Raw genomic sequence first — 13,391 nt, forward strand, 5'->3', positions numbered from 1 at the left:
GTTATTTTCCTTTCAGTAAGTGAACCGCTTTGATTTTGTTTAGTGAAATTCATGAGCCAATTGAGGTTACGGCAAAAATTACTAAAATGATTAAGATTGCAACAAGCACATGTCATCAAGCTACTACAAGCGGTACTACAATTGATGAAGTGGTGATTAAGAAAGAATTGAAGATGGCAATAAATCCAATTACTAATGGTGTTGCTAGTAAGGTTGCTAAAATTACAATTGGCGTATAAATTGAAAAGAATAAAATCAGTTTCTCGCGAGTTGTATAACCTAAAATTGAGAAGATGGCAATATTTCTTTCATTTTCTGCAATCATCATTGAAGAAATCATTACAAGGATAATCATCGAAATTATAAAGAAAATAGTAATTAAAGCTCAAGAAATAGTGTTAATTGTATCAGATATGCTACCAATAAAGTTAGCTTCAATATTTTTTGATAAAGTTGAGAAAGCGATTGGTACATAAGTGCTAGAACTATAAACATCTGTGTATCTAATTAAAGCATCGCGAATTGCCGCTGAGTATTTTGCAATATAGTCAGCATTACGCATATCAATTCGATTTAAGGAAATTTCTGGATCTAAGTTTAAAAATGCACGAATTTGATTTTGACTAATTCCATTTTTAGCCATTACTCCGTCATTAGCAAAAATTTCTTCAAAAAACTTAGCATTAGAATCAGCGCTATTAGTATTGGCATTGATGGATTCTCCGGAAATTCACATTCCGCTTGGAGCATATAGTCCCACACTTTCAATTAATTGAGTTGGTGTCTGATCTTTTGAAAGAATTCCATTAAACCTTTGATTTTCTGGTAATTTATCAATTCCAGTAATTTGATTAACTATACTTTGAGTTGTAATGTATTCTTCATTAATATAAGTGTTGTTAATGCCGATAACTTGGAATTTAACATTATTATTAACAACTGTATTTTTTACTTTGTCAATATAACGACTTAATTTATTAGTGATTTCTAAATCTAAAATTTGTCCAATTTCAATATTGTATTTTTTAGCTACAACTTGGTTAATTACAAGTGGGTAAATTTCATTTTCAATTTTAAATTCTTCCAAGGCTTGCATTAAATTTTGATCATCAGCAAAAATACCAATATATTTGTTTTTTGAACTGTACCCATCAATACTAATATTACGTTTATCAAATTTTGCTTCTGCATATGAGAATTTTTCGTTAGTTGCTTCATTAAATAACACACCGCCAAAAGCCACAAAGAAGTCATTAATTGGAATTGCTTTGTAACTATTAATTAAAAATTCACGATATTCATTTCTATATTTATCAGAATTAATTGTTGCAGCTGCATAGCTTAGTGCTTGATTATCCCAACGTTTAAAAACAAATTTGTCATTTTCAAGATCATAGTCAAAGAAATCTTTATATTGTCCATTTTCCTTAAGAACATATTCACCATTTTCTTCGGTTACACCTTGACTCAGCACCATTTGTTTTACTGCTGCTGCTGATAGTTTTAATACCCGTGCTTTTTGTGATTCAGGCATTGAATTTAAAACGATAGTTCATGGTGAAATTTTAATTCCTGCTCGAGCAATTAAAATATCAACCGATGATTTAGTAATAATATGTGGGTCATATTTTCCTGGGTTTCCATTTAAAAGTTTTGTGCTATCTGGATTTCCATTAATTGCTGCTCACCCAGGTTTAAAGTAATTACCTTTATAGTATTCTGATTCGGCTAACGTTCCTGTTGGTACATATAACATGTTTTGTAAAACATTTTTATTGTATGTTTCATATCCACCACCTTCATCTGTTGGTGTGGTTAAACTAATTTTGTAATTGTAATTTCTGTGTTCATATGTTTTATTAATTGAACGATCTAAAACTTTGTTAGAAGCAATTGAGAAAATCATTGCAAATGAAGTTAAAATCGTTGACATCATTAAAGCAATTAGCTTTCAAAAAGAATTAATTCCTAGAGCTGCCACAAATTTTGTTTTAATTCCCGTTTTCGAAAATGGTCTAGCAACTATTTGCGCAATTCTTCCTACGCTTAAATCAGCTAGACCCGACATTAATTGTGTTGGTTTATTACGCAACACTCATAACGAAGTCAAAATAATTATTAGTGATAATAAAATAAATGGCACAACAATAGTCATAATTAGTTGTCATCAACTAAATTCCATTGTTGGTGTTGGGATTGTTCAGTATGATGAAAAGACATTCATTAAATTTTGCTGCAAGAAGATTCCGGCAATATAACCTATTGTTGCCCCAATACCAGTTGCAAATAAGGCAAATAATGTTAATGATAACCCGATTTCTAAGGCACTATACCCTTGAGCAATCAAAATTCCTAAAACTTTCCCTCTTGAAGATATGTAACGTTTAGTTACAAATAGCACCGATAGTGAAATTAATAATCCTAAAATTATCATAATTCATAAATTAAAATTACTAATAGTGCTAATAATTCCATCAACAACACTAATTCTTAATGTTCTTTCAGGGTTCAAAGGATCTAACTCAGTCGTCAAATATGCTCTTTTATTAATATTTGATGAAAAGTTTTCTGATGAGTAATTATTAATTGCACTAACAAATTCTTGTGCTTTTTCAGAATTCTGTAACTTAACCAATAAATAATCTTTAACAGCATTTTCCCTAAAAGAACTTGTTGCTCGATCAAATCCTTGTTGATTAACAAATACTAAAGCTTGATTTTGGGTATCCACTTGAATGTTTTCTTCATCAATAACCGGATAAATATAATCTACTACAGAATCAAAACCAACAATTAAGAATTTGACTCCACTGATATCTAAAACATGTGATTGATCTACTGTTTTTAATAAGTTTTCAATTTCTAATGGGTTATTTGGAATCGCTCCTGTGTAAGGTGTTTTATTATTTTTATCCGCAAAGGAATGATTTACTTTTGTTAAATATGAGCGAGTATCATTTAAAACTATTAAGCTATTATTTTGAGCATAATCTAAAATTGATGAAACAGTTCCGAATAATAATTCGGTTAGGTTTAAATCAAATAAACTTAATGACTGACCATTTGCTAAATCGAAGTAATTTTCTTTAACTCAATTTAATCAGCCTAAATTTAAAACAAGATTTTCTTCTTCTTTAGAAATTGAAGAACGATCTAATAACTCATCACTAAATAGTGGTAATAATAAATCGGAAATCTCACCATGAGTTAAATTGCTAAAATCGGTAATTCTATTTTTAAAAATGAATGCTAAATTACCCGCTCCTTCAACATTACTATTATTTGGGTCAACCACAGTTCACATCAACACTTGTGGGTAAGATGGTGCTAAAGTAGTATTAGTAATCAATGGCGAAATTCCTAATAGTGAAAAAATGCTAAATAAATTTAGTGATTTTTTTGCTTTTTGGGCTAAAATAGCCACTTCTTTTTGATTAAATGCTGTATTTCCATTTTTAAAAGCATAATTAATAAATTGATTATTTAATTCATCAAATTTGTTTCCATTATGAATTGCAGAAGCAACTAAACCAAGGTAATAACTGGCAAATTGACGGTTAGTTTGTAATCATCTAGCTAATTTTTGTGTAGCTGAATTTTGATTCAAATAATTTCTTAACTGTTGCTGTGCAGCAATTAATAACTCTGATTTTAAGGCATTATTATCATTTAAATTTCATAATTCACTTGCAATGTCATTAATTAAAACTTCACCACGAGTAACTTTTAAATCTTCCGTTTGTGAATTTTGCAATATGTTAACACTAAACATGTTAGTTGTTAGCTTCTCATCATTTAAATAATTATAAAGTGCTGAATTTTGATTTAATAAATTAAATAGCCCACTTAAAACTTCTGATATTTCATAAGCTGATAACTCAGGATGTTGAGCTGCAAAGTCAAATCAAACTCCTAATGTGTTGATTACACCCTCGACATTGGCTGCAACACTATTATCTTTTCCAAATTGTGATTCTACTACAGATTTAAATATATTTAAAATTGGCTTTTTGGTATTTTCACTATTGTTCTTGAACTCTTGTAAAAAATCACCTAATGTTTTTTGACTTCTTCTATCTTCATTAATAGCATTTGATAAAAATTCATTAGATGTTAAATTATTTAAATAAGCCCAAGGTTTAACTTTAGCATAAGCTTGTTTGTATGCTGTTAGTCACTCAACCATTTGCTGAGCATAATTTTGTGCTGTAAGACTAATATTAGATGGAATATTTGTCAAAATAAAGTTTTTATCAGCGAAAGTTAAATAAACATTATTATTTAATTTTTCAATTAATGCATCAACATCAAACTCAAGTCCACCTTCTTTTTTAGCTCCTAATGATAACAAACTTGTCAATGAACCTAAATCAACTTTATCATTATCTTCTGCAGGAATTGTAAACAATAAGGCATTGCTCACTTTACCTGATAAGTTTAATAATTTAACTAAAAAGTCCTGAATTTTATTAAAGTTTCCACTTTCTGGATTAGACACAAATGATTTAATAATGCTTGCAATTAAATTTCTTTGTTTAATAACTCTAGAAGTAAAAGTAACCTCTTTAGTTAGACCTAATTCTGTTGTTTTTTTATCTTGGAAAGTAATATCTTCTAGACTCTTTGTCAAAGAATCAGCTAATTCATTAACATCCATTAATGAAATTATATTAGCAAAATTCTCAGTAACGTTTACATATGGATCTTGCCCTGGTAAAGCTCCATTTAATTTTCTGAAAAGATTTTTAACATTTTTTTCATCTTTTGCATTTGAATTTTTAGTTAATAAATCTGCTAGTGAATTTTCCAATTCAGGATTAAGCATTTTATTAAAATCGATTGATTTAACAATATCAGTTAAACCATTTTTAAAGTCTTCTGATCTAACACTCGAAAGTCCAAACACTAATATTTCAGCCAATGATAATGAATAATAATTTTGATTTATATCTTGTTTTTCTCATTTTTCTTGATATCAATTGTTAATTAATAAGAAAAATTTATTTGTATCAATTGAAGCAAATATTTTTTCTAAACCTTTAACAAATTGCGAAGGTCTTGTAACGTAATTAATAATTTGATCAAATGAAAATCCGGCACCTAAAAAGTTTGAAAAATCTAATTGCATTGTATTTTTCAATAGATTTAACAAACTATTAATTTGTTCTTTAAAATATTGTCTTTTACCTTCCTCGGTTCTTTCAATTTCTGTACCCGAAGCAGTTTTTCTAAAATTAATTTTTCGTTCAATGTTTCTTAAAAAATTAGAAAAAACATTGTTCATAAAATTTTCGCCATTTTCACGATTTAAATGATCAAAAGCCTGTAAAAGCATTCTTTGAACTTCTGCTGGGATAATTTTTCCAGTGCTAAAAACAGCTTGAAAATTATTAGCTTCTAATATTTTTTGAAAACCATTAAAAATTTTTATTAAATCTTCTTCTTTGAAAAATCCTTCTTTAACAATTGAAGAATTAACTCAATAATCTAAAATGTTTTGGAATAGTGAAGATAAATTATTATTTTCACTGATATCATTAACGATCGAAGCTTTTGGAACAACATATTCCATTGGTAAAAATAATCTATTACCTTCTTTTTGTAATCAAGAATCAGGGATTTTACCTGCAATTGTATATTGATTTTCAAGTAAAAATTTATCTAGTTGAGCCAAAGTAAGTTCTGTCAATTTTTCTGAACTATTTTTATTTGTAAAAGTATATACTTCCCATTGTGCGGCATCAACGCTTTTTTCAGTTGAATAAATAATTTTTTTCAAAATTAAGTAGCGATTATCTTTAAATGCTACAGCGTATTGTGTTGGTGCTTCATTTTTGTCAGCTAAAAGTAAAATTTTTTGTAAATTTAACTTTTCAGGTAAGTTTGAATTTGGTAAATAATATAAATAATTTGCATATTGCGTAGCCGGAATAAAATATTTTTTATTAGGTTCAAAATTATTAAAAATTTGCTCAATAATTTTAGCTGCATAGATTGGTTCAATAAAACTAAAATCAATGTCTACACCTTCAATAAACAATTTACTTTTAGCACTAGTTTGTTGTTCTTCAAACAGTTTTCCAACTTGTTGTTTTACACCTAAAATTTCACTATTTTCATTACCAGCATTAATAAAATGATAAACAATACTTGCATCAGGTGAATCAGAACCTGAAACATCAGTAGTATTTTTAAAAGCTTTAGTTGTTATAGTTTGTCTAATTCCAATTTTTTCTACACCATATTTTGGTTTTAAAACTTCTTCAATGATTTCGTTTTTAGCTAAAATAGATGCTTGCTTAGTTATTTCCGAAAATTTTTGATCTTTAATTTTATCATTTTTTAATTCTTCTAAAACATCTAAACTTTCAACTTGGGTATTAGTTAATTTTTCTAAACGTTGAATTGTTGTGTAATTAGTGCTATTTTTTAAAGCGATTTGCTTAGTTAAATCACTTAATTTTAGTGCTTGCTTAGTTTCAGTAACTGAATTATCAGATAAATTCTTTAAAGCTACCTTTTTCTCTCAATATGAAAAAGTTTGAAACTTAGCAAATTGGGCAGGATCATTTTCTTTTAAATTTTCAATGTATTTTCGAAATAATCCAGTTCAATTATTTTTAGTAGGATCAAAATTTAAATGATACTTGTGTTCAACAAAAAATTCAGTTCTAGCAACTTTTTTGGCTCAGTTTTTTGAAAAAATGTAAGTTGTGTTGTATTTAAAATTGAAAGAATCATTTACTTCTTTAGTAATTGTCGTTGTTAGACCTAAATTATTTATTGTTTTTGAAACTATAGTGGCAGAATCAAAAAGCTTAATTTTTCCGATTTGATTTTTTGATCAAACAGAATTATCATTTTGTTCTTTTGAAGTTAAAGTTCAAAATAAGGTTTTATTACTTGCTTTTGCAATATCCAAATAATAACGGTCAGGAAACTCTGGGTTGTTTTTACTAAAACCCATTAATGGAGCTAAATCTTGCGGTTTTATAATATAGAGTGAACCTTCTTTTTCTCAAGCAGAAGCTTTTGCCCCATTAAAAGTCGCTTCTTTAGTTATAACATTAATAGATAATGGTTGAATTTGAGTTAAATAATCATCTTCATTTTGTAAATTAAGACTAATACTACCTTTATTAACTCTGGCAACATCACCTAAAGAATAGTTACGATCTAATTTAACTATTTCTCCTGGCGCTAAACTAACTTGATATTTTTTGTTAATGTAACCACCTGAATGACCTTTTAAATATGTATCAAAACTAATCCCATCTGTTAAGTTGGGGCGGAAGTTGGCATTAGCTAAGTCAAAAATTGTTGACTTGTAATTATCATTATTAAAATTAGAATTTCTTGTATATTCTAAAAATAAGTCATTACTTTTAATGAAAACATTTTGCGCATTAGGTTGATTAATTCCTAATTCAGCTAGCGAAATGTATTCTTTGTTTTTCGGGATAACAAAGGACTCAACAATTTCAGTCGCTGCATCCTTAGGGTAGTATGTCCTTGCTTCAGGGTTATCAACGTTTTCTTCGTCAAAACCATTATTTTCGGCATTCCCTAATAAATTAACACTTAAATCAACCGTAGCATCTTGTAACACAGATTGATCTTTGTATTTTTGGAATTGTGAAGTATAGTTATTTCTAACACTTGAAAGAAGTGTAAAAACACCAGATGATAAAAAGACTAATAAAGCTAAACCAATCATTATTATCTTGTTTTTTGAAAGTGATTTAAAAACTTCTTTAAATAATCGAAACATATTTTCACCTCTATTCAAAAGAGTAATTTACAAATTTTACCTAATTTTTGGAAAAAAAGAAATTTAGCTTTTTCAGTTCTATGTTTTCATTTTAAAAAATAAACGTCAAAAATTATATTAAAGTTTTCTAAAAAGCAAAAATTTTTGAATTTGCAAAACATTAAAAATAGCAAACTTAGTGCTTAGCTAGCCATAAATTAATAAGGTTATGTATGATATAATAAGCCCATGCTTGTTAAAACATTTTTAGGTAATTTAAAAAAGTTTTTTCCGGAAAGTAAATTAAAATGGTTTACTTATTTTCGTTATTCAGTGCCGGTAATTTTTTCGGCATTTATTTTTGCATTAAATGGCTTTATTGACAATTTCATGGTAACACATATCCCTCAAGGTTTGGCTTCACTATCATACGCTAACTCATGAACCGCTATCGTTAATGGGGTAGTTGCTGGGATCGGGTTTGTATGTTATACCATTAGCGGACAATATATTGGTGCAAATGAACACCAAAAAGTTCGTCAAATTATGAAAATTAGAGTTTTTATGAGTTTTTTACTAACAATGGGGTTTGCTATTCCGGCCTTCATCTTTAGTAGAGAATTTATTGCCGCTTGACCTGATGCACCAACTTCACAAGACCCATCTAGTATAGCTGAATTCAATAAAACAATTGATCAAGGTGCTAAATATTTGTTTTATATTGTCATAACATGAATTATTTTGTCTTGAACAACACCATTAAGTTCATTATTAAATGAAACTAAAAACGGAAAATACGGATTATATTCTTCAATTATTTCATTAGTTGCCAACATCGTTGGAAATATTTTCTTTTTAAAAGTTTTAGGTATGGGGGTTGAAGGTGCTGCTTTTGCTTCGATTTTAGCACGGGTATTCGGAATTTTTGGGGATACTTATTTTGTTTGAAAAAAATGCCCAGAATATTTAATTAATCCTTTTTCAATTCATAAAGTAAAACTAGAAATTTGAAAAAATTTCTGAAAACGCTCATTCGGAGCCTTGCTAGCATTTTCACTAACATTACTAATTATTTTCAGAAATAGATTTTTTAATATTGCTTACCCTCAAGGAGCAATAGGCCAAACTGAATGAGCTATTAGTGCAGCATTAGTACTTGGTCTAACTGGAGCTATTGCTGAAATTTTTACAACAACATTTTTTGCAATTGGAACAAATGTAAATATTTTTGTGGGTCAAAATTTAGGAAAACGAAATTTTGATGAAGCTAAAAAAAATGCGAATGAATTAAAAGGTTTTCACTCGGTCATTGCTCTAATTTTTTCAATATTTTTAATAATTTTTATTGTGATTTTGCCATATTTAAATTATTTTGCTAGTTCAATTGGCCAAAATCTTGAGCCAATGGAGCGTCTTAAAGCTCAGCAATATTATATTTATGAATTACAAATGACACTTTTAATTGTTGTTATTATGAATCCTATTTGAATGTGATTTGTTACAACAGCTCGATTAATTTCATCAGGCGGAAAAACTAATATTGCCGCTGCAATGGAATTTGTTACAGAAATTTTAATGATTGGATGATTAGCGATTGTTTGTTTAGTTTTCGTTCCTACATTTAAAATTCCTATGAATCAAGCCTACATGTATTTCTTTTTGGGTGATTTATTAAAATTAGTTGTTTATGAAATTGTTTTTCTTAAAATTGATTGAGCTAGTCGCATCGATGATTATAAATCTAATAAAATTAAAATGAAAGATTATGATTAGTAATTTTGAACAAAATAATTACAAGTAGTAGAAAGGCAAAAATGCATGAGAGTTACAAAGGCTTTAGAATCCAAAAGTTAATTTCTGAAGCAGGAATCGTGTCGCGACGTGAAGCTGAAAAATTAATTTTAGAAAAAAAAGTTATGGTTAATGGCGAGGTAGCTCTTTTAGGGCAAAAAGCATCATTTAAAGATGAAATTTTAGTGGATGGAATTCCAATTTTGAGACAAGAGAAAGTTTATTATTTAATTAATAAACCAGAAAAAACTATTTGTACTAATAAAGATCCACAAAATCGTCAGTTAGTACTGAGTTTAATTAAAGATCCTCGTTTGTTACATACCGTAGGAAGATTAGACTATAACACTACCGGTACTTTGTTAGTTACTAATGATAATGAATTAACTTATCGTTTGACTCATCCTTCTTATGAAATCAAAAGAGTCTATCGCGCTCGTTTAAATGAACCTTTAACTGAACAAGAAATTCGTTTTTTAAATAGTAAAAATGTTGTAATTAATGACCAAAAATCATTACAAAAAGTTCAGCAGGTTGATAAAAAATCTTATGTAATTACTTTGCATGTTGGAACTTATCACCATGTAAAAAAATTATTTGAGCTTGTAGGAAAACGGGTGCAAGGTCTAACTCGATTAGAGTTTGCTGGTATTTCTCATGTTGGCAAATTAGCAAAAGGGCAGTATCGATCATTAAACCCCAAAGAAATTCGTTGACTTAAACAATTAACAAAAATGGAGCGTTAAAATGAAAAAAAATGTCATTTCTTGAGATCAATATTTTGCAGCTTTAACAAAATTAAGTGCTTTGAGAAGTAAAGACCCCAATACTCAAGTGGGCGCTTGCATTATTAATGATAAAAAGCGAATCATCGGTTTGGGATACAACGGAATGCCTAAAGGTAATGATGATGATTTTCCTTGAAATAAAGAAGGTAAAAATGTTGATATAAAATATTCCTATGTAATTCATGCAGAAATTAATGCCATTTTAAACTCAACTAATAATTTAGAAGGCACAATTTTATATACATCACTATTCCCTTGTGCTAACTGCGCTAAAACAATTGTCCAGTCAGGAATTAAAGAAGTTGTTTATTTAGATGATATTTATCACGATACCGAAGATGCCATGATTAGTAGGTTAATTTTAGATCGTTCCAAAGTGAAATATCGGCATGTGAAAAGTAAAAAATTAACTTTATAAATTTAATAATTAAAAAAGCGGAATCCAAACTAGATTCTGCTTTTTTAATTATTTTTGCGTAATTTCAATTTTTGGGATTGAATTTCGTTTGTTTTCTACCACCTTAAAAGTGAAATTTTGATAATTATGTTTAAAACTTAAAGTTAATTTTTTTTCAGTTTCAAAAGTTAACCATTCTCCAATTGTCATTTCAGGATTAGGTAGTTCAAAGTTAACAACTTGATTAATTTTATTGATTTTTACATCAGCATTGACTACAACTTGATTTAAATTAATTTGATAAATTTCTTCTTCTTCATCATTTTCATCATAAATATGACCAACTAATTTTTCAATTAAATCTTCCATAGTAACAATTCCAATTACTGTTCTAGAAGAAGTATTTTTAGTTACAAAAGCCATTTGAGACTTTTCGCTTCTTAAGCGATCTAAAACTTTACTTAATAAAATATTAGAAGAAATTGTCGGCACTTCAACAACATAATCTTCAACACTACCTTTTTTCATTTTTCAAACATTTTTTAATAATAAAATTCCAATAAAACGATTATTTTTCTTGACTGGTAAGCGCGAGTAACCGGTTTCTCAAAATACTTCTTTAACTTTTTTTAGATCTCAATCATATTCAACATAAAAAACGTTTTTTAATCTTGTAAAATGCTTTTGTAATTTTGTGGAATCAAAATCCAACGAATTTAAAGCTAAAACAGTTTCTTTTTTATCTAAAATACCTTCTTTGTAACCTAATTCAATAATTGAACGTAAATCTTGTTCCGTGTTAGTGATTTTAGGATTTTTTAAAAGTTTTGACATTGGGTATGTAAAAGGATAAAATAATCAATAAAAAAATTCCATTAAAATAACAACTTTTTTAATATATTGCACTGGGTATTTTCGGGCAAAAATTTTAGGCAACATTTCTCCAAAAATAACAATTAATGGTGTCATAACTACAACTGAAATAATAATATTTAAAGTTCCGTCAAATACGGTTTTAGATAATAAATATGATAATGATGTTGAAGCTGCAATATTAATTAAATTATTTCCTAATAAAATAGTTGATAAAGTTCTACCAAAATGATCATAGTGCTTTTTCACTAATTTAGTTGTAATTGAATTAGGTGTGAGCTTATTTTCTAAATCTACCCGATTAATTGAACTATAAGCCATTTCCAATGCTGAAAAAAATGCAGAAATGATAAAACATAAAATAATGACAATAATAATTATGATTGTGGAGAGGTCCATATCAATAAAATTTAAACTCCTTTAATTTTCTTTTTCAGTGAACAATCCCAATGAAGCATCGAAGTTCAAAGTAAAGCGTCCAGTTGCTCCATTTCGATGTTTTGCAATACTAACAATAACATCTTGTTTACCTTCTTGAGAATTTTTCTCTTTATCTTTATTATAATAATTTTCACGATAAAGAAAAAGAATAATATCGGCATCTTGCTCAATTGCTCCCGACTCTCTTAAGTCTGATAAAATCGGCATTTTATCTTCTCTGCTCTCGACTTTTCGCGACAACTGTGAAAGCGCTAAAACAGGGGCATTAATTTCACGAGCTAATTGCTTTAATGATCGAGAAATTTTAGAAACTTCTAATTGACGATTATCGCCGCTTGAATTTGAAATTGAAATTAGTTGTAAATAATCAATAGCAACAAGTTGGATATCACCATTTTGTTTTTGTAAACGTTTAACTTTTCAAATGATTTCTGATAGAGTGATTCCTGCTTGATCATCAATTAAAATTTTGTAATTTTGTAATTTTTCTTGTGATTTTTTAAGTCGCAAAAAACTTTCTTGAGTTAGTAATGATGGATTTTTAATCATTCGTCCATCAATTCCTGATAGTGAAGCTAAAATCCGTGATACTAATTGATGAGCCGGCATCTCTAATGAAAAAATCACAACAGTTCCTTTATTTTCTCTAGCGATATTTGTTGCTAAATTTAATGCTAATGCCGTTTTTCCCATTGAGGGACGAGCTGCTAAAATAATTAAATCACTTTTTTGTAGTCCTGAAGTGTAATTATCTAACGGCCTAATCGATGTTTTATATCCCGTTACAGTTTGGGGATTTAACCGCTTTTCAGCAATTTCTTGTAATAATTTTTTAGCAATATCATAAATATCTTCAAAATCTTTAAAAACTGTTTCTTTAGTGATTTCAACTAGTTTTGTTTCAAATAAGTCTAAAACTTCATCAGCTCCATCAACGGTTTGAATTTTGCGTTGCATTTCATTAATTAACTGTGCTGTTTTAGCTAATTTGTTATATTCTAACATTTCTTTAATTGAATTGGTCATGTTAGAAGATAAGGCGGCATGCGACTTTAATGATAGTAGTCTTGACACTCCTCCAATTTTAGCTAGTTGATTGTTCTTTTGCAAATAATGGGTTACTAAATTGTCATCAATTTTTTGATCACTTTCTTGAATTTGTTTTAAAACTTTAAAAATTTCACGATTATTTTCATTTACAAAAACATCTTCACTTAAAAGCGACATGTATAAATCAATTCCTGAATTACTTACTAACAAGTATCCAAGTACCGATTCTTCAATTTTTGCAATATCTTGTTGTTTATTTTTAGTCATTCTACTCCACTATTTGTTTCCAATTCACATATTT

General features: G+C 28.4%; 6 protein-coding genes. 3 read left to right on the top strand and 3 right to left on the bottom strand.

The annotated features are described in order from the left end of the window. Position 1 precedes the first annotated feature (1 nt). Positions 2-7,771 (bottom strand): ABC transporter permease, encoded by a 7,770-nt coding sequence (locus ACW95P_RS00170; protein WP_457961205.1) that lies wholly within the window; start codon positions 7,769-7,771, stop codon positions 2-4. Between the two features lie 228 nt (positions 7,772-7,999). Between ACW95P_RS00170 and ACW95P_RS00175 the strand changes: the two genes are divergently transcribed. From ACW95P_RS00175 to ACW95P_RS00185, 3 genes are read left to right on the top strand one after another with little or no spacing between them, the layout of a single operon-like run. Beyond that, positions 8,000-9,523 carry an MATE family efflux transporter gene (locus tag ACW95P_RS00175; RefSeq protein WP_457961206.1) on the top strand — a complete coding sequence of 508 codons (1,524 nt, stop codon included), beginning with the start codon at positions 8,000-8,002 and terminating at the stop codon, positions 9,521-9,523. Positions 9,524-9,564: 41 nt separating this feature from the next. Then, a complete protein-coding gene (locus ACW95P_RS00180) occupies positions 9,565-10,287 on the top strand; it encodes a pseudouridine synthase (RefSeq protein WP_457961207.1) in 723 nt (240 codons plus the stop codon). Position 10,288: 1 nt separating this feature from the next. Then, positions 10,289-10,747, top strand: a complete 459-nt coding sequence (locus tag ACW95P_RS00185; RefSeq protein ID WP_457961208.1) for a deoxycytidylate deaminase — start codon at positions 10,289-10,291, stop codon at positions 10,745-10,747. Positions 10,748-10,795: 48 nt separating this feature from the next. Here the strand turns inward: ACW95P_RS00185 and ACW95P_RS00190 are convergent, their stop codons facing one another. Next, a complete protein-coding gene (locus ACW95P_RS00190) occupies positions 10,796-11,998 on the bottom strand; it encodes a hemolysin family protein (RefSeq protein WP_457961209.1) in 1,203 nt (400 codons plus the stop codon). Positions 11,999-12,019: 21 nt separating this feature from the next. Next, positions 12,020-13,357 (bottom strand): replicative DNA helicase, encoded by a 1,338-nt coding sequence (gene dnaB / locus ACW95P_RS00195; protein WP_457961210.1) that lies wholly within the window; start codon positions 13,355-13,357, stop codon positions 12,020-12,022. Positions 13,358-13,391 lie beyond the last annotated feature (34 nt).

This window comes from Mycoplasma pogonae (genome assembly GCF_054170725.1).